Raw genomic sequence first — 18,684 nt, 5'->3', positions numbered from 1 at the left:
GTACGCGGGCGGTGCGGGGCCGGGCCCCGTAAGGCCCGGCGAGGCCCGTGCTCTTGAGGGCCCGCGGTCACGGGGTCGCGGTGGCGCGCGGACGACGACCGACAACTTTTCCACAGATCGCCGAAAGTTGCCGCCTTGTTGACGGAACCCGCACCGACGGGCTCTCGGGAACGGGTCCCTCCGTAAGGAGTCCGGGCACAGGACTGCCCCGCCGGTGAGAGCGGGGCGTGGAGGCGGGGCAGCCCTGTCGGTCCCGTCGTCAGCCGGTGGCGCCTCCCTTCAGCGCCCGCGCGTCCCGTGCCAGGGCCGAGCCCGCCGCGCCGTCCGGCACGAGGGCGGTGTCGCCCGCGTAACCGGCGAACGACTCCAGAACGGCCGCGGCCTGGCTGGTGCGTCCCGCGTCGGCGTGCGCCTCGGCCTGGCCGAGCCGCACGGTCAGCCGCTGCTGTCCCTGCGCCGTGATCAGGCCGTCGGCCCGCAGCTGGGTGATCAGCGCGCGGATGTCCGCGTAGGAGGTACGGGTGGTGAAGGCCACCGTCTTCGTGGTGGTGTTGCCGGCCTTGTCCCGGGCCCTGACCGTGAGGTCGTGATTGCCCAGCGGCAGCCGCCACAGCTCCAGCACCTGCCCGGAGGCGACGGCCTCGCCGTCCACCGTGGCCGTCGCCGTCGCGGTCGCCCCGCCGGAGACCGCGTCCGTCGCCGAGAAGACCGGCGCCGGGCGCTTGGAGTCCCCGTAGACGCCGTCCGCGTCGAGACCGGAGGTCGTCACCGTGGGACCGGTGCGGTCGATGCGTACGGTGAGCGAGCCCACCTCGGAGACATTGCCGCCGTTGTCGGTCGCCCGGTAGCGGACCGTCGTGGCGCCCTCCCGGGAGAGCGTGACGGCCGCGTTGGCCGACTGCCAGGTCGCACCGTCGTCGATCGAGTACTGACGGCTTGCCACCGTCCCGTTGTCGCTCGCCGCGACGGCGAGCGACACGTTGCTGGTGTACCACCCGTCGTCACCGTTCGGCCGGGGCGGGTTGAGCGTGGCGGTGACCTTGGGCGCCGTCTTGTCCGCGACGCCCGCTCCCTGGAAGGTCAGCGAGTCCAGCTCGACACCGCCGGAGGCGGTGACGAAGACCTCGCCGGTCTCCGCAGGGGCGTTCCGCAGCGCGGTGGTGACGGTCTGCCAGCCCTCACCGGCCGGGACCTGCACCGTCGCGAACGGTTCGGCGTCGGCCGACCCCCAGCGCAGCGCCAGCGTGCCGGCGCCACTCGCGCGGGTCTTGACCCCGTTGATCCCGGCGAACGACACCGGGTCGTACGCGATCCAGTCGCCCGCGTCGAACGAGGTCAGCTTGCGCTGCCCCGACGCCGTGGTGTCGTCCGCGACCGTGACACCCTCCGCCGTGTCGTAGTGCTCGGCCTGCATCAGCGCCGGGTTGAGCACCACCTGGGCGTCACCGGTGGCCGGCGGAACGCCGCCCGCGCCCTTGTCGGTGTAGGTGATCCCGAGGACGCCGAAGACGTTCTCGGTGTCACCGTGTCCCGCGTCGGCAGGGGTCAGGACGCCGCCCGTGCAGCCGGTGCCGCTGTTGACCGGGTGGCCGTGCTGGTTGTGGCCGAGACCGAAGGTCCAGGCCGCCTTGGCGCAGTCCGGCGTGGTGCCGTCCTCCGGGTCCTCGACGGCTATGCCGTACGGCACCGCGTCGCCCCAGTTGAAGAACCCGCCGTCGGGCGGCGAGGTGATCCGCACCGTCGGCGCCGTGTTGCCCACGGTGATCTGACGGCTCGTCAGCCCGGACTTGCCCTGCGGGTCGGTGACCTTGAGCCGGGCCTGGAACTGTCCGTTGTCCGGATACGTGCGGTTGACCGTGGGTCCGGTGGCGTCGAACGTGCCGTCGCCGTCGAGGTCCCACTGATAGGTCAGGTCACCGTTCTCCGGGTCGCTGGAGCCGGTCGCGCTGAACGAGACCGCCAGCGGCGCCTGGCCGGACGTCTTGTCGGCCTTGATCACGGCGGTGGGTGCCTTGTTGCCCTCGGCGTAGTCGATCCGGTAGAGACCCGCGTCGGGGTTCTGCCGGAAGAAGCCGTCGCCGTAGTCCAGGACGTAGAGCGCCCCGTCCGGACCGAACTCCAGGTCCATCGGGTTGTCCCACTGCGGGATGCCGTTCTGCGAACGCTCGCTGTTCGGCAGCACGTTCTCCAGCTTGCTCACGGGGCCGTCCGGCCCGTCGAGCGTGAGCGCCGCGACGTAGTCCTGGGAGAACTCCGCGAAGAACGCCTTGCCGTCCCAGTACTCCGGGAACTTGCCCGGAGAGGGGTTGTCCGCGTCGTAGTGGTAGACCGGACCGCCCATCGGGGCCTGGCCGCCGGGACCGCCCGGACCACGGAAGGCGGTCAGCTCGGGCCACGGCTGGTCGCTGTCCCTGTCGCCGTACCAGAGTGTGGCCGGAGAGGACTCGGGCAGCTCGGTCAGACCGGTGTTCCAGCGCGAGTCGTTGACCGGCTTCGCGCAGTCGAAGGCGGGGCCGGGCGTGAGGGTGGCGAAGTCGAAGTCCCGGTAGGGCTTGGTGTTGTCACCCGTGCAGAACGGCCAGCCGCTGTTCAGGGCCTTGGTCGTGGTCTGCCACTCGACGTACCCCATCGGCCCGCGATTCGGGTCGGCGGTACCGGCGTCGGGGCCGTAGTCGCCCCACATCACGGCGTCGGTCTTCTGGTCCACCGCGAGCCGGAACGGGTTGCGCAGACCCATCACGAAGATCTCGGGGCGCGTCTTGGCCGTGCCCGGCTCGAAGAGGTTGCCCTCCGGGATCTCGTAACTGCCGTCCTCCTGGACGTCGATCCGCAGGATCTTGCCCCGCAGGTCGTTGGTGTTGCCCGCGCCGCGGCGCTCGTCCAGACCCGGGTTGAAGCCGGCCGCGTCGTTGATCGGCGTGTAGCCGTTGACGTTCGGGCCCGACGCCGGGGTGTTGCCGCCCGTCGCGAGGTAGAGATTGCCCTTGCTGTCGAAGTCCACGTCACCGGCGACATGGCAGCACTGGCCGCGGTTGGCGTCGACCCGGATGATCTCCTGCGCGGTGGACAGGTCGAGCTTGTCGCCGGTCCACTTGAACCGGGTCAGGGTGTCGTAGCCCTCCCACTGCTTCCAGTACGCGTCGGTCTGCCCGGCGGGCAGCGTCTGCGGCGCGGAGCCGGCCGGGGTGTTCAGCGGCGGCGAGTAGTAGAGGTAGACCCACTTGTTGGTGGCGAAGTCCGGGTCCAGCGTGACCGTCTGCAACCCCATCTCGGAGTTCTGGTAGACGTCGACGTGGTTGACGACCTTCGTGACACCCGTGCCGGGGTCGGTGAGCCGTACATCGCCGTTGCGGGCGGTGTGCAGGACACGGTTGTCGGGAAGCACGGCGAGGTCGATCGGCTCGCCGGTGTCCTTCGTCAGGGTGACTTTCTCGTAGTTCGACCAGTCCAGGGCGTGTTCGTGGCCCGGGTGCGCCTGGGCGGCGGGCGCGACGGCCACACCACCCAGCGCGGGCAGTGCCACGAGCAGGACCCCTGTGATCATGCGTCTCAGGGTGCGGTGCACGGTGATGCGTCTCCTCGATCGCTGACGGTAAGGAGCGGAGGTACAGCCGGGCGCCCCCGGCGCGGAGGCGCCCGACTGTCTTCCGGGGGGAGGCCCTCTCAGCCGAGGAGTCCCTTGAGCGCCGTGAAGCTGCGCTCCGCCGCGCCGAGCGAACCCGGCGGATCGGGCTGGGTGTTGGGCGCGGTGTCCTGCTCCCAGATGCCGACGTGCGAGGCGCGCGGCCCGATGTCGCGCACGAACTTCTCGTACGGAAGGTCACCGGCACCGAACTCGACGATGTCGAATCCGTTGGCGTTCGCCGAGTTGGCGTCGCCGTCCTTCATGTGGAACAGCGGGTAGCGGTAGGGCTGGTTGCGCACGTAAGCGGCCGGGTCGAACCCGGGGTAGCGGTACTGGCCCACGTACGCCCAGTAGATGTCCAGCTCCAGATAGACGTGGCGCGGGTCGGTGTTCTTGAGGAACACGTCGTACAGCCGGACCGACGGCTGGTCGGTGGCGAACGCGAACTCGCCCGCGTGGTTGTGCTGGTAGAGCTTCAGACCGCGCGCGGTCGCGGCGGCGCCCCAGACGTTGAACTCGTCGGCGGCGGCGCGGTAACCCGCGACGGTGTTGACGTTCGTCGGCGCGTTGGCCGTACCCACGTGGGGCATGCCGAGGATCTGCGCGGCGTCCAGCTCGCCCTGGAGGTTCGAGCGGAAGTTGCCGATGCCGACGTGGCTGCCGACCGCGCGCAGACCGTTGTCGTCGAGCAGCTCGCGGATCTCCGGGAGGGTGATCTGCCGGCCCAGGATGGCGGTGTTCTGGGTGTATCCGGCGAACTCGACCTCCTTGTAGCCGATCCGCGCCAACTCGGGGAGGACGACGCCGAATCCGAGGGCGCTGACCTTGTCGCGGATGCTGTAGAGCTGGATGCCGATGCGGTCCTTCGGGATGGACAGACTGGCCGGCGCCGCGGCGGCGGCGGAGGTCGCGGCGGCCCCGGTGACGGAGGCGGCGGCGAGGGCCACGGTGGTCCCGGCGGTGGCGCGCAGGAAGTCCCTGCGGTCGAACGACTTGCGTATATGGCTCACGGTCACTCCTGGGGAATGAGGAGAAGAGGGTAGGACCGGGGCGCGCGCGGCAGGGTCGCTGCCCGTCGGCGCGCGCCACTACGGCGGAGGGTGGGCCGCAGCCGGCGGGAGGGGAGCCGCCGGGCGATGCGGAGATGTGGAGGTGCGGAGGTACGGCGGCGGGGGCGGCCGCCGTCACCTGCCGGTGTCGCCGCGTCTGCCGCGACACGCGCCGGGACAGACGCCGTTACGGGCGCTGTCGCGGTCGCCTTGTCGGTGTCAGAGGCGGGACTTGCCGGCCTCGTGGGCGTCGGCCCGCGCCTCGGCGGCGCGCTCGGCGGCGCGCTCGGCGAGGTCGGCGCCGCGGTCCTGCGGTTCGGCCTTCCTGGCGGAGCCGGAGGAGCCGGCGGCGGCGGTCTCTCCGGTGACCGCGCCACGGATGCGCGTCAGCTCGCCCACGACCAGCACGGGGTCGTTGCCGGTCGCGGTGAGCCCGCCACGCACGATCGTGTTGTCGAGCACGGAGTTGGCGGTGTTGTCGGTGACCGACAGGTTGCCGCCGAAGTACGAGGCGCCGGCGCAGGAGCCGAGCACGCCCTCGCCGCCGATCTGGAGGTTGTCGGCGTTGCCCGAGTACGTGGCGGCGCCGTACACCTCGCTGGCGCAGAACACGCCGCCGAGGGCGTTCCCCTCGACGGTGAGCGCGCCCTTGACGGTGGAGTCGTACACGTCGCTGTACTGGTTGTCCGCACCGGTCAGCGAGCCGTTGAGGGTGCTGCCCGAGACGTACAGCTCACCGGCCGCGGTGTTGACGTTCCCGCCGAGCGTCGAGTCGACCGTGTAGATGAATCCCTCGGTGACGTTGACTGCCTTGAGGGTGCTCTTCTCCAGGTGCGTGCCGAAGGCGGAGTCGGTGGTGAGCGCGCCCTTGACGGTGGTGTCGGTGAGGTCGAGATAGGCGTTCTCCTCGACGGTGACCGCACCGTTGAAGGTGGCGCCGGCCGCCACGAGGTCGGCGCCGGCCTCGACGGTCACCGTGCCCTTGACTCTGGTGCCGGTGAGGGTGCACGACTTCCCGGCGGGTACGACCAGGTCGTTGCTGACGGTCACGGCCCCGCCGTCACCGACACAGGTGGTGTAGAGCGCCGCCTGCGCCGAACCGGAGAATGCCACCAGGCTCCCGGATGCCACCAGTGAGGCCGTGGCGATGAACGTACGGATCTTCATGTCGCTTCCCTTCCGCTGCGGTCACGGCAGAGTCGGTGACCCGGCCGGTTTCCCGTGTTTCGACGGGGGTGCTGCACGGTGCGTGTGCGACGACCGCGGTGACGGCGGTCGCGCAGCGCCTCGTGACGGGCGGTGGCCCGGCCATGGGGGGAGAGACGTGGAAAGACTCGTGGGGTGAGGGGCGTTCGGGTGAACGCCGATCGGCTGCGGTGTTACCGCGACGAAACACATGTCCCGGTGGGCCGAGACATTAGAGCGGCGCGTGGGGACTGTCCAGAGGTTCGGTACGAATCTCTGGAACTTTCTAATGATTCATCAAAAGGTGTGAGGTGCCGGGAGAAAACGCGACGGAACGAACCCGGTCTCCGGCGAGGTCCGGCGGGGAACCGGTCAACGGCGCGGCTGCGCGTTGCAGTTCGCGAGAGCGAAGAAGGCGGGCGCGTGGGGCCTGTCAGGTCGCCGCGGCCGGCGGTACGGGCGCGTGCGCCTCGTCGTACGCCTCGCGGGCCGTGAACACCGCGTCCAGCCGCCGTTCCGTCCAGCGCGCCAGCCCCCACACCTGCTCCGCCGCCTCGCGGCCCAGCCCGGTGAGGGAGTAGTCCACGCGCGGCGGGATCACCGGCTTGGCGTCGCGCCGGACGAAGCCGTCCCGCTCCAGGGTCCGAAGGGTCTGGGCGAGCATCTTCTCGCTGACGCCGTCGATCTCGCGGCGCAGTTCGCTGAACCGGTACGAGCGCTCCAGCAGCGCGGCGAGCACCAGCACCCCCCAGCGGCTGGTGACATGTTCCAGCACGAGCCGGGAGGGGCACATCTGCCGGTTGACGTCGGGCTCGGCCACGCTTTCATCCATTCCGGTACCTTACTTCAAGGTGGGTACTTCCTTTCGGTTAGTGCGGCACATATCGTAGATCGAGTCCGTTGCGAAACGGTCATATCGCCTTAAATCGCGCCAGTCAGATGGGCGCCTTCATGAGCATCGTCGTCACCGGAGCGACCGGACGCCTCGGCCGTCTCGCCATCGAATCCCTGCTGACCTCCGGCGTACCGGCCGGGGAGATCGCCGCTGTCGCGCGGGACGGCGCGAAGGCAGCGCCCCTGGCGGCGCTCGGCGTCGAGGTGCGGATCGGCGACTACGACAGGCCCGAGACGCTGACGGACGTCTTCCGCTCCGGTGGCCGTGTCCTGTTCGTCTCGGGCAGCGAGGCGGGCCGCCGCGTACCGCAGCACACCGCCGTCGTCGCCGCCGCGCGGGCGGCGGGAGTGGCCCAACTCGCCTACACCGGCGTACTGGGCGGGCCCGACGCCGACTTCGAGCTGGCCGCCGAGCACAAGGTCACCGAGCGGCTGATCCTGGATTCCGGGCTGCCGTACACCTTCCTGCGCAACGGCTGGTACACCGAGAACTACACCGAGAACCTGGGCCCCGTGCTGGAGCACGGCGCCGTCGTCGCCGCCGCGGGCGACGGGCGGGTGGCGAGCGCGAGCCGCGCGGACTACGCGGCGGCGGCAGCTGCGGTGGTGACCGGTGAGGGGCATCTGAACAAGGCGTACGAGCTGTGCGGCGACACGGCGTGGTCCTTCGCCGAGTACGCGGCGGAGCTTTCGCGGCGGACCGGGCGGACGATCGTCTACAACAACGTTCCCGGCGAGACGATGCTGGGCATTCTCACCGGCGCCGGCGTGCCCGAGCCGATGGCCGCCGTCCTCGTGGACGTGGACAGGGCCATCGAGCGCGGGCTGCTGGTCGGTACGACGGGTGACCTGGCCCGGCTCGCGGGCCGCCCGACGACGCCGCTCGCGGAGTCGGTCGCGGAGGCGCTGAAGGCCTGACCGCGCGGCTGTCGCGGCGGGTTGGGGGCGGGGCCGCGGCGGTCGGTCGGGCCGGTGCTGGACGGAGCGGCCGTCGGCGTGCCCGTCCCTGACCCACGGCGTGGCGGCGAAGGCGTCCACCCAGGTCGGCTCCGCCGACAACCGCCGGAGCCGGGCGGCCTCTTCGGGGTGGTCGCCCACGCGCTCACCCCGCCGCCCGGACCGTGTCCGGCGCGGCGGCAACTTCGACATCCACTCGCGTGACCAGATCCGGTGGGACGGGACACACCCGAAGGTCGTCTACCACAAGGACGGAATCGGGACGCACGCCTTCCGCGCCGCGAACAGCAACGACGAGCCGCCGGAGAACCACCACGGGGGATGGCAGTTCCCGCGGCTGGTCGGCTGGAACGGATACCCGGACGGTCTGCGCGACAGGCTGAGCCAGGCCGACTTCGGCAGCGCCGTCTTCGGCCTCAAGGACGGCAACTTCAACGGCCACCTGCAGAAGGCAAAGCCGGCCGGCATCCCGTTCGACCCCAACGCCTGACGACCGCCCCACGACCGGGTCCGGGGGTGTGTCGTACACCCCCGGCCCGACGCCGTCCGCCCCGTCGGCGTGAGCGTGTGTTCCTCTTCCGTGCGTAGAACCTCGTCAAGACCGCGACGGCTGCCCGCGTCGCGGTCTTTCGCCGTCCTGAGCAGTCTTGACCTGAAGTCCGGTTGAGGTCCTAGCGTCGGACCTCGCGCGCCTTCGCCGCACCACCGCTCCATGGCAGGAGAGAACATTCATGATCCTCGTGACCGGGGCCACCGGAAACATAGGGAGCACCCTCGTGCGGGAGCTCCGGGAGTCCGGTGCCGGACCGTTGAGGGCTCTCACCCGGGACACCTCACGGACGGTGTTCCCCGCGGGGACCGAGGCCGTGGCGGGCGACCTCGGCCGGCCTGACTCGCTGAAAGGCGCGCTGGAAGGTGTGCGTTCGCTGTTTCTCGTCCCGGGGATCGGCCCGGACACCGAGATCATCGGGGCGGCCCGCTCGGCGGGTGTGGAGCATGTGGTGCTGGTGTCGTCCATCACCGTCCAGACCCATCCGCACCTCGGTCCGGCACAGGAGAACCTGACCGTCGAGCGGCTTCTCAAGGACAGCGGTATGACGTGGACGATCCTGCGGCCCACGCAGTTCGCCTCGAACGCCCTGTGGTGGGCGGCGTCCATCCGCGAACGGGAAACGGTACGCGTGCCGTACGCGGACTCCGGCCTCCCCACGATCCACCCCGCGGACATCGCGTCCGTGGCGCGGGCGGCCCTGACCGAGGGCGGCCACCGGGGACGCACGTACGCGCTGACCGGGCCGGAGCGGATCACGGCCCGGCAGCAGGTGGCGGCCATCGCGACGGTGCTGGGGCGGGACGTCCCGCTCGTCGGCATCAGCAGGGCCGAGGCCCACCGTACGATGGCCGCCTTCCTGGGCGACGAGGCCGCCGACGCGGTGCTCGACGTGACCGGCGGCGACCTCAACGACGAACTGCTCGCGGTGCGCGACACCGCGCCCCGGATCATCGGCGCCCCGGCCAGGACGTTCCGGCAGTGGGTCGCCGAGAACGCCGCCGCCTTCGGCTGAACCGCCCGGCCGGACCGCGTCATGTACCGGCCAGCAGCACCTCCAACGCCGCCGCCGTGTCCGGGTGGCGGGCGGCGAGCAGCGCGCCCGAAGGGGCGGCATCCGCCGTCTGCCACGATTCCTCGCAGCCCAGCAGACCCGCGAGCGCGTCGCACGTCGCCGGGTGCGCGGCCAGCAGCGCGGCGCCGGATCCGGCACCCGCACCGGCCGAGCCGGCGGATCGAGGCCCCGCGGTGTCCGGCCCCTCTCGCCAGGGCGGTATCCACGCGTCAAGCGCGTCGAGCCGGCCGGGGAAGATCCGGCCCGCCTCACGGATCAACAGCGGCGCCAGATCGGCACCCTCGGACCGCAGTGTGCCGATCAGCTTCGGCAGCCACGGCAGCAGTACGGGATCCGGCAGCCGCGCGAACGCGTTGGACACCGCCTCCACGACGAAGTCCGCCAACTGCGGTACCGGCTCCAGCGCGTGCAGGAATCCGCTGAGATGGCGCGGATAGGCGGGCACCACCAGCGGGTTGCCCAGCAGCTCGTCGCAGCGCGCCCGCAGGTCGGCGCGCGAGAGCTGGCCGAGCTGGACCTGAGCCGCCCACAGCAGCGCCACCTTGGCCGGCTCGCGCGGATGCGACTGCGCGAACGCCAGCTCCAGTTGGGTCCGGTCGCAGCCCAGCGACACCGCCAGGCCCTCCATGCTGAACAGGAAGCCCAGCATCGCGGCCACCTGCCGGACCTTCGCGTCCTCGTCGGTGAACGCCGTGGGCAGCAGGGTGCAGTAGTGCGCGTAACCCGTCTTGACGAAGGACTCGATCCACGGCGGCAGCACCGGTTCGCTCGTCCGGTAGTACGCCAGCAGCCGACGCACCCGGCGCAGCACCTCCGGCGCGCCGTCGACGCTGCGCTCGGTCTCCAGGACCTCCAGCGCGCGCGTGCCGAGTTCATCGGCGAGGCGGCGGCTGCCCAGATACAGCGTCGCGTTCTCGACGGCCTCCAGGACGTCCGCCGTCGTGGCCTGCGGATCGTGGGCGCGGCGCCGCAGGCGCTGCTCCAGGACCTGCTCGATGCTGACGCCCTCGTACCCCAGCTCGATCAGCGCCCGCTGATGGGTGCCCAGCGCCAGGTCCCACGACTCCTGGATGGGCCGCTCGCCGAGCCGCCGTTCGCCCATGATCGCCCGCGCGGCGCCGTACGGCAGCAGATGACGCAGCATCCACAGCACATCGGAGCACCGCTCCAGTTCCGGAGCGGACGCCATGTCCAGCAACGCCCGCTGCACACCGCGCTGTTCGAGCTTCAGGCCGAGCGGCGCGAGCCGGTCGTGCACATCGCGCGCGAGCGGCGGCAGCGCGTCGTAGCCGACCTGGCCGATCCGGTCGCCGCCCATCATGATCTCGACGATGCGGCGCACGTCGCGCCGGCCCGGCACGGTGTCCTTCTCGATACAGGTGATCGCCGCGTCCTGGAAGTCGTACGGCGTGGGCCTGGCCCGGTCGCGCATACCCGCCAGCAGGATCGACGTCTCGAACACGGCGATGGCGTCGGCGGTGGAGGCGAGATAGCCGTTACGGCGCGCGGCGCGCACGATCTCCACCGACCAGCCGAGCAGTTCGGCCTCGTCGAGCCGGTCGAGCACGGGCGGGCGACGCAGAAAACCGGACAGCTGGTCCGCGGGTGTGCCGTCGGCCTCCGGGAGAGCCGGGACCGCTGCCTTACCCGCTCTCGTCGTCTTCTTCGCGCCCGCCTGTCCCACGAGCCGGAACGGCTGGACCCTGGTGCGTCTCAGGTTCTTCGTCCACTGGGTCGCGGCGATGGACACGGAGCCCGGGGTGAGGCCGAACTGGGCCTCGATCGCGGCGTGGCTGGAGGGAATCAGACCGTGCTGCCACACGCTCGCGCTGGGCGGGCCGATCTCGAAGGTCGCGGCGCCGTGGACGCCGAACTCCTCGACCCTGCTGGCCGCGTGGAACGCGCCGCAGATGTAGAGACAGTCCGCCGCGTCGGTGCCGGAGGCGGCCAGATGCTCGCGCATCCTCGTCCACATGTAGCGCTCGCGGTCCTCGTCCACGCGTGTCTGCCGCGCGTCGCCGGGCGCCAGCCGGCGGAAGAGGCTGCCGATCAGCAGCATGACCTGCCGGTAGGTGTCGTGGTCGCTGTCGCCGAGCGGCAGCTCGACGTACTGGTGCCACCACTCCGACCAGTGCCGCACCCGGCCGTGGCGCAGCAGGTGCTCCTCCAGCTCGGCGAAGCGCGGGCGCAGGTCGCCGATCTCCACGCCGACGGCGTCGCCGTGCAGACCGGCCTCCTCCTCGGCCGGCGGCGCCTCCTCGGCCGGTTCGGTGGGTTCGGTGACGTCCGCCGGGTCCGTCCCCCGCGTCTGCCACTGGAACACGTGGTCCGACGAGCGGTCCACGAGGACCAGCTCCACGCCGGGTGTGTCCAGCGCGTACGCGATCGCCTGGTACTCGGCCGACGCCTCGGTGATCGGTGCGACGACCGACAGCGGTGCCCAGTCGGCCGGGAAGCCGTCGACCTCGCTCGCGAACGCCTGCACCGCCACCGGGAGCCGGCAGTTGCGCAGCTCGGACAGGAGCGGCGCCATGTCCTCGCACAGCTCCAGGTAGACGACCTTCGGCCGCTTCTCCCGCAGCCGCCGTGCCATGGCGATCGCCGAGGCCGGCGAGTGGTGGCAGACGGGGAAGATCTCCAGCGGCTCGCGGACCGCGCGGTCGACGTCGTCCACGATGCCGAGGAGGATGCCCTCCAGCGCCCCGGGCCCGTCGGCCAGCGCCGCGGCGGCCTCGCTCAGCTGCGCACGCAGCGCGTCGAAGGCCGCCGCCTCGGGTACGGCGCTCATGACAGGGTGGCGATCGCGTCCCGGCCGCCCTCCAGGAACTCGGGCCACGCCCCGCCCTTGTCCTTGCTGCGCGGCTCGACCACACCGTGCAGGTACTTGTTGAGGATCGCCAGGTCCTCGGGCTCCCGCCGGGCCAGCGACCCGACGAGCGAGGAGGCGAGGGTGCGGGCGGTCAGCTCGCGCTCGCCGAAGAAGTTGCTGTGCAGGATCGCGTCCTCCAGTACACCGATCTGCTCGGCGCTCGACAGGGCCGACTCCAGCTTCTCGTCGTCGCTGCCCGCCGCCGCGGCGGAGGCGCGCAGATCGGCGAAGCTCTGGAGGAGGACGTCCAGCAGCGTGGGCGGCACGTCCAGCTCGATTTGGTGCCTGCGCAGCAGCTCCTCGGTGCGGAAGCGGACGATCTCCGCCTCGCTCTTCCTGTTCGTCACCACCGGGATACGGACGAAGTTGAACCGGCGCTTGAGCGCGGAGGACAGGTCGTTGACGCCCCGGTCGCGGCTGTTCGCGGTGGCTATGACCGAGAATCCGGGCTTGGCGAAGACGATGCCGTCGCTGTCCAGCTCCGGGACCGAGATGTACTTCTCCGACAGGATCGAGATCAGGGCGTCCTGGACGTCGCTGGTGGAGCGGGTCAGCTCCTCGAACCGGCCGATCGCGCCGGTCTCCATGGCCGTCATGATCGGGGAGGGGATCATCGACTCACGCGACTGTCCCTTGGCGATCACCATGGACACGTTCCACGAGTACTTGATGTGGTCCTCGGTGGTGCCGGCCGTGCCCTGCACCACCAGGGTCGAGCTGCGGCAGATCGCGGCGGACAGCAGCTCGGCCAGCCAGCTCTTCCCCGTACCCGGGTCACCGATCAGCAGCAGGCCCCGGTCGGATGCCAGCGTGACGACGGCCCGCTCGACCAGGCTGCGGTCGCCGAACCACTTCTGCGGAATCTCGCGGTCGAGACCGTCGCAGCGCTCGGACCCCAGGATGAACAGACGGACCATCTTCGGCGACAGACGCCAGGAGAACGGCTTGGGACCGTCGTCGACCGACTCCAGCCAGTCCAGCTCCTCGGCGTACTTGATCTCGGCGGGGGCGCGCAACAGGTCTGACATTCTCGTGCCTTTCTGCTTACTGGTCTTCTCGGTGCCGTCCAGGTCCTGTCCGCCGGACAGGACCTAGGTGAGGAATGTCTTGAGTTCGTGGACGAGCCCGCGGATGTGGCCGGAGACGACCGGTGTCCCGAGCGCCTTGAAGCGCTCGCGGAACCAGGGGTTGACCTCCTGGCGGCCGGAGCTGGTGACCGAGCCGACCGGGATGAACTTCACCCCGGAGCGGTGGACCGCCTCGATGCCCTCGAACAGGGGCTGGGACCGGCCGAATTCGTAGAAGTCCGAGATCCACACCATCACCGTGCTGCGCGGTTCGGTGATCTTCGGGCGGGCCATCGCCATCGCCACGGGACCGTCGTTGCCGCCCCCGAGGTTCGTGCGCAGCAGTGTCTCGAACGGGTCGTCGACCCAGGGAGTCAGGTCGATGGCCCGGGTGTCGTACGCGATCAGATGCACATCCACCTTCGGCAGCCCGGCGAAGATGGAGGCCAGGATGGTGCAGTTGACCATCGAGTCGACCATGGAGCCCGACTGGTCCACCACCACGATCAGCCGCTGCGGTGTGGTCTTGCGCGCGGTGTGCCGGTAGTAGAGGCGGTCGACGTAGAGCCGTTCCTCCTCGGGGCTCCAGTTGGTGAGGTTCTTCCAGATGGTGCGGTCGAGATCGAGGTTGCGGAACACCCGCTTGGGCGGCACGGAGCGGTCCAGCGCGCCGACGGTGGACTTCTCCACCTGCGTACGCAGCACCTCGGCGACCTCGTCCACGAAACGCCTGATCAGGGATTTCGCGTTGGCCAGTGCCACCCCGGACAAGTTGCCCTTGTCGCGCAGCAGTTGCTCGATCAGCGACATGCTCGGGGTGAGCCGCGAGGCGAGCGCGGGGTCGGCCAGCACCTCACGCAGATGCATCCGCCTGACCAGGTCGGCTTCGATGGCGCCCAGCTCCGGGCCGATCTCCGGGGCCGGCCTGCCGGTGCGGCCGCCGCGCAGGTCGCCGGGCTCGCAGCCCAGCGCGCGCTCCAGCCACCCCGCGTCGGACTGCCACTGCGAGAGCTGCCCGGCGGTGACCGTACCGGAGCCGGCCGCGAAGACGTTGAGCAGCACCTTCGACACCAGCGCCGCGCGCCGTACCTCCTCCTCGCGGTCACGTTCGCCGGCACTGTCGCCGTCCGACGCGGTGGTGGCCCGCTGCTCGGGCACCATCAGACCGTCGAACTCGGCCGCCAGCTCGGGGTGCCGCTGCACCGTCGAGTCCACGGACACCTTCGGGTCCAGCAGCGCGGGCGGCAAACCGATGTCCTCGACGACGGCGAGGCTCGCCGATTCCAGCGCCGCCTGCTCCTCGGGGTCGAAGAGCCTGGCGAGAAGTCGCCAGTAGAGGACCTGGCGGCGGCTGTCGTACGAACTCACCTCAGCGTTCTGTCCGGTCATTTCCGCAGCAGCCTTCCCGCGCGCTCGCGCAGCACCGCCGCCGCGTCGGTGGCCGCCTTCTCCGCCTTGGTGCCGGCCTTGTCGGTCGTACCGCCGGCCCAGGCCCCGGCGTGGACCGCGACGGCCTTCTTCCGCACGGTGGTCTCCACGGCGAGCGGCTGGACGGTGAACGCCCCGGCGTCCCAGCGAAGGAGGCCGACGCACGCCCCCGACGCGGCGACGGCCTCGGCGGTGAGCGGTCCGGCGGTCGGAATACGGTCGGTGTCGACGGCCAGCCGGTGCCCCGCGACCGTGAACGCCAGTCCCTCGTCGTCCTTGTGAGCGCCGTAGCCCTCCAGGAACACGGGGACGGCGATGCGCGAGGGGTGCCGGTCCAGGGGAGCGGTGGCGAAGGACGTGGCGGTGGACAGGGCGACCCGCGCGGTGGCGAGGGCGTCGGCGGGCTCGCCCGTACGTGCCCGCGCGTCGTCCCAGATCAGGTCTCCCTCGGCGGTGACCGGCATGTCGGTGAGGTCCGTCGAGCGGCCTTCGCTCACGGCGGTCAGCAGCGACATGTGCGGGCGAAGGAGCTGCCAGAGGCCGGCTCCGACGACCGTGTCGGGCTTCGGCACCGACACGCTCGCACGCACCAGACGCGGCGCCGCGCCGTCCGCGGGCTCCAACACGCCGTGCACCTGGGCCTGTACGGCCGTCGCGTGTTCCTGCACGTCGACACCCAGGGGCAGGAGACGGCCGGTTGCCGTACCCGTCGCGGGAACGTCGCCCGCACCGGGCACGGTCAGGACCATCGCCCGTGACCACAGGTCGGCCCAGCGGCGTATGGGAACGCGCTCCAGGGCAGAACCCGGGCAGGACGCGGCGAGTTCGGCCGCGAAACCGTCCAGCAGAGTCGCGAGGCGGCGCAGCGACGGGTTTGGCAGCATCGCGGAGACGACGGGCGCCGCCCCCGCGACCACGTCGTGATCGATGCCCTGCCAGCCGCAGCGCGCCAGATCGGACAGCCAGGAACGGGCGGCCGTGAGCAGGTTCCCGGCGGGTCGTCCCACGGGCGCGGGGACGCTCTCCTCCGCGCGGGGCCGGCCGGTCGCTTCTTCGACGCGGGCCGCCAGCGCGTCGTGGACGGAGCCGAGCAGGGCGGTGCGGGCGGCGGCGAGGGCAAGGAGGTGGTCCTCGCTCGCGGCGCCGGCCACCGCCTTGTCCGCCGCCTCGCCGGCCACGGCCGCCAGCGGTGTCCCCGCGACGGCGCCGGCGAGTTCTGCCAGGCCGGTGTCCCGCACGGTGTGGGGACGGAGCAGGCCGACGACGAGGGCCCGGTCGAAGGAGTCGACGGCCGCCAGGGCTTCGTCGAGCCCTTCGACGGTCTCGGTGAGCAGATCGGCACGCATCACGCCACCGCCCTGGTCGGCGGGAACCACTGCATCTCCGGCAACGGTGCGGTGGTCGGGGCGAGTTCCAGATAGGCGAGGTGGCGCAGGAACCGGCTGAAGACGGTCGCGGCGGCGGCGCTGTCCCCCTGCGGCGGACGGGTGCCCGTCATACCGGCGGTGAGGACCTGCGCGGTCGGCTCGCCCTCGGCGGTCTCGACCCGCAGATAGCGGGCCACGCGCTCGGCGCCGTACTGGAGCACCGCCTCCTGGACGAGGGTGCGGATGTGATTGCAGAACCCGCCCCGCGCGCCGCCGCAGGGCCGGTTGTTGTTGGTGCTGCAGGCGTAGGCGTAAGTGACGGCCGCGACCGACGAGACGTAGACCCGCGCGATGTCCGAGCCACTGGACACCACGCCTTGCAGACGTCCGTCGGCCAGCTCGACGAAAGGCACCTTGGCGAGCTTGCGGGGCCGTGCGGGTGGGACCACCCGCGCCGTGCTCGACCTCTCCCAATGTGACACCGCACCATCTCCTTTGCACCAGGGGGGAGTTCCTCGCCAGAACGTCGGAACACCACAGAACTTATCGGTGACCACTGACAACGCCGGTGGGGAGCCCTGGCCACGGACCCGCGGACAGCCCTCTTTGCTAAACGGAGCAAGGTTCCGTATCGTCGATACGGAACGCCGTTCCGTTTCGGCCGTGCCGCACTCCACCGCACCGCACCGCGACGGGCATCCCCCATTTCCGTAGGAGCGACATGACATACCGCACGCTGGGCCGCACCGGCATCAAGGTCAGCCCGTACTGCCTGGGCGCGATGATGTTCGGCGCCCTGGGCAACCCCGACCACGAGGACTCCGTCCGCGTCATCCACAAGGCGCTGGACGCGGGCATCAACTTCGTCGACACCGCCGACGCCTACTCGCGCGGCGAGTCCGAGGAAATCGTCGGCAAGGCGCTCAAGGGCCGCCGGGACAACGTCGTGCTCGCCACCAAGGCGCACCTCCCGATGGGGGAGGACCCCAACCAGCAGGGCAACTCACGGCGCTGGCTCACACGGGCGCTGGAGGACTCGCTGCGCCGGCTGGGCACCGATCACGTCGACCTGTTCCAGATCCACCGGCCCGCGCCGGACACCGACGTGGAAGAGACGCTCTCGGCCCTCACCGACATGATGCGCGCGGGCAAGGTCCGGGCCATCGGCACCTCCTCGTTCCCCGCGTCGGACATCGTGGAGGCGCAGTGGGTCGCCGAGCGGCGCGGCCTGGAGCGCTTCCGTACGGAGCAGCCGACGTACTCGATCCTCAACCGCGGCATCGAGCGCGAGGTGCTGCCCGTCTGCGAGCGTTACGGCATGGGCGCCCTCGTCTACAGCCCGCTGGCGGGAGGTCTGCTCACGGGCCGCTACCGCAAGGGGCAGCGCAACGACACCCACCGGGCCGGCTTCGGCTTCAAGCACCTGAGCGACGAGCACCGGCTCGACGCCGTCGAACAGCTCGTCCCCGTCGCCCGGGACGCCGGGATGTCGCTGACGCACCTGGCGACGGCCTTCGCGATCTCCCACCCCGGCGTGACCTCGGCGATCATCGGCCCGCGCACGATGGACCACCTCGACGACCTCCTGGCGGGTGCCGGGACGGGTCTGAGCGACGACGTCCTCGACCGGATCGACGCCGTCGTGGCCCCCGGCACGGACGTGGGGACGCTGGACACGGCCTACGCCCCGCCCGCCGTCGGACAGGCCCGTCTGCGCCGCCGCCGGGCCGACGAGCGCGCTGCCGTCTGACCCGCTGCCGCCCGATCCGCCGCGTCGCCGCCCGGCTCAGCCGCCGTGCTCCGCGGCGGTGGGACGGGGACCCGCCAGGGTCTGCGCGTACTCGACGAACCGGGGAAGCCAGTCGTCGAAGGCGACCTTGCCCACCATCTCGATCGCCGCCGCCGCGCCCTCGCCGACCGGCGCGTGCAGTGGTGTGGCGGGGTCCGCGGCGGCGGCGACGGCGTCCGCGACCACACTCGCGTCGCCGGCCCCTCGGCCGTGCCGGGCATGAACCGCCTCAGCCACGCCTCGTCGGCGCCGTACGGGCCGCCCTGCGCCACCTCCGGCGCGAGCGCGTTCGTGTGGACGTCCGTCGCGAAGCTGCCCGGCTCCAGGCACACGACACGGATCCCGAACCGCCCCACCTCACCCGCGAGGGCCTCGCTGACCGTCCCGAGAGCCGACTTGCCGGCCGCGTAGAAGCCGCCGTACGGCACCGACCAGGGGCGTCCCACGAGCGAGCTGACGTTGACGACGACCCCGCCGCCCTGTCGTCGCGTGGCGGGCAAAGACGGCCCGTGCGGTCCGCGCACCCCAGAAGTTCGTCTCCATCACGGCCCGCGCCAGGTCGAAGGGCGTGGTCGCGACGGCGCCCACATGGTTGACACCCGCGTTGTTGACGAGGACGTCGACGGCCCCGTGCGCGCCTCCACCTCGCACACGGCGGCTGTCGTCGAGTCGTCGTCCGTGACGTCCAGAGCGATCGTCCGCAGATCGAGACCCTCCGCCTCGGCCCGCTCTCGGAGCCGGGCCGCCTTCGCGAGGTTCCGCATCGAGGCGTACGTACGGTCCCCGCGCCTGGCGAACGCCAGCGCCGTCTCCAGACCCATCCCGCTGC

13 protein-coding genes and 2 pseudogenes are annotated in these 18,684 nt (G+C 71.3%); 4 read left to right on the top strand and 11 right to left on the bottom strand.

Annotated features, from left to right (window positions below):
• Positions 1 to 259: 259 nt before the first annotated feature.
• From SSPS47_RS01235 to SSPS47_RS01220, 4 genes are all read right to left on the bottom strand, one after another.
• Positions 260 to 3,544 carry a PQQ-dependent sugar dehydrogenase gene (locus SSPS47_RS01235; protein ID WP_164247858.1) on the bottom strand — a complete coding sequence of 1,095 codons (3,285 nt, stop codon included), beginning with the start codon at positions 3,542 to 3,544 and terminating at the stop codon, positions 260 to 262.
• A 119-nt stretch (positions 3,545 to 3,663) separates the two neighbouring features.
• Complete coding sequence (locus SSPS47_RS01230; RefSeq protein ID WP_164247855.1) at positions 3,664 to 4,635, bottom strand: sugar phosphate isomerase/epimerase; 972 nt, start codon at positions 4,633 to 4,635, stop codon at positions 3,664 to 3,666.
• A gap of 258 nt (positions 4,636 to 4,893) precedes the next feature.
• Positions 4,894 to 5,841 carry a hypothetical protein gene (locus SSPS47_RS01225; protein ID WP_164247852.1) on the bottom strand — a complete coding sequence of 316 codons (948 nt, stop codon included), beginning with the start codon at positions 5,839 to 5,841 and terminating at the stop codon, positions 4,894 to 4,896.
• Between the two features lie 451 nt (positions 5,842 to 6,292).
• A complete protein-coding gene (locus SSPS47_RS01220; RefSeq protein ID WP_164247849.1) occupies positions 6,293 to 6,691 on the bottom strand; it encodes a helix-turn-helix domain-containing protein in 399 nt (132 codons plus the stop codon).
• A 119-nt stretch (positions 6,692 to 6,810) separates the two neighbouring features.
• On the opposite strand from SSPS47_RS01220, the gene SSPS47_RS01215 reads away from it, so the two are divergent.
• The 3 genes and pseudogenes from SSPS47_RS01215 to SSPS47_RS01205 all read left to right on the top strand — a co-directional run bounded on the left by SSPS47_RS01215 (position 6,811) and on the right by SSPS47_RS01205 (position 9,275).
• Positions 6,811 to 7,671 (top strand): NmrA family NAD(P)-binding protein, encoded by an 861-nt coding sequence (locus SSPS47_RS01215; RefSeq protein ID WP_164247845.1) that lies wholly within the window; start codon positions 6,811 to 6,813, stop codon positions 7,669 to 7,671.
• Positions 7,672 to 7,888: 217 nt separating this feature from the next.
• A pseudogene (locus SSPS47_RS01210) lies at positions 7,889 to 8,200 on the top strand (NPP1 family protein); the annotation flags it as partial.
• A 241-nt stretch (positions 8,201 to 8,441) separates the two neighbouring features.
• Entirely contained in the window at positions 8,442 to 9,275 is an 834-nt protein-coding gene (locus SSPS47_RS01205; protein ID WP_164247842.1) for an NAD(P)H-binding protein, read from the top strand.
• Between the two features lie 19 nt (positions 9,276 to 9,294).
• On the opposite strand, the gene SSPS47_RS01200 is transcribed toward SSPS47_RS01205, so the two are convergent.
• From SSPS47_RS01200 to SSPS47_RS01180, 5 genes are all read right to left on the bottom strand, one after another.
• Entirely contained in the window at positions 9,295 to 12,123 is a 2,829-nt protein-coding gene (locus SSPS47_RS01200) for a DUF5682 family protein (protein WP_164247839.1), read from the bottom strand.
• Positions 12,120 to 13,232, bottom strand: coding sequence for an AAA family ATPase (locus SSPS47_RS01195; RefSeq protein ID WP_164247836.1), 1,113 nt, complete (start codon positions 13,230 to 13,232; stop codon positions 12,120 to 12,122). Before SSPS47_RS01195 ends, SSPS47_RS01200 begins: the two co-directional genes overlap by 4 nt.
• Positions 13,233 to 13,295: 63 nt before the next feature.
• Positions 13,296 to 14,660, bottom strand: a complete 1,365-nt coding sequence (locus SSPS47_RS01190; protein WP_164247833.1) for a VWA domain-containing protein — start codon at positions 14,658 to 14,660, stop codon at positions 13,296 to 13,298.
• Positions 14,657 to 16,075: a hypothetical protein gene (locus SSPS47_RS01185; protein WP_164247830.1), complete on the bottom strand. Its 1,419-nt coding sequence runs from the start codon at positions 16,073 to 16,075 to the stop codon at positions 14,657 to 14,659. The genes SSPS47_RS01190 and SSPS47_RS01185 overlap by 4 nt, the downstream gene beginning before the upstream one ends.
• Positions 16,045 to 16,548 (bottom strand): hypothetical protein, encoded by a 504-nt coding sequence (locus tag SSPS47_RS01180; protein WP_164247827.1) that lies wholly within the window; start codon positions 16,546 to 16,548, stop codon positions 16,045 to 16,047. Before SSPS47_RS01180 ends, SSPS47_RS01185 begins: the two co-directional genes overlap by 31 nt.
• Positions 16,549 to 16,787: 239 nt before the next feature.
• On the opposite strand from SSPS47_RS01180, the gene SSPS47_RS01175 reads away from it, so the two are divergent.
• Complete coding sequence (locus SSPS47_RS01175; RefSeq protein WP_164247825.1) at positions 16,788 to 17,816, top strand: aldo/keto reductase; 1,029 nt, start codon at positions 16,788 to 16,790, stop codon at positions 17,814 to 17,816.
• A gap of 36 nt (positions 17,817 to 17,852) precedes the next feature.
• Here SSPS47_RS01175 and SSPS47_RS35085 read toward each other — a convergent pair whose 3' ends face one another.
• Positions 17,853 to 18,092, bottom strand: coding sequence for a hypothetical protein (locus SSPS47_RS35085; RefSeq protein WP_239065373.1), 240 nt, complete (start codon positions 18,090 to 18,092; stop codon positions 17,853 to 17,855).
• 107 nt (positions 18,093 to 18,199) lie between these two features.
• Positions 18,200 to 18,676 (bottom strand): annotated as a pseudogene (locus tag SSPS47_RS35080) (SDR family NAD(P)-dependent oxidoreductase); the annotation flags it as partial.
• Positions 18,677 to 18,684: the final 8 nt, after the last annotated feature.

Source organism: Streptomyces sp. S4.7, from assembly GCF_010384365.1.
GTDB lineage: Bacteria > Actinomycetota > Actinomycetes > Streptomycetales > Streptomycetaceae > Streptomyces.
This window is presented reverse-complemented; position numbering and strand designations above follow the sequence as displayed.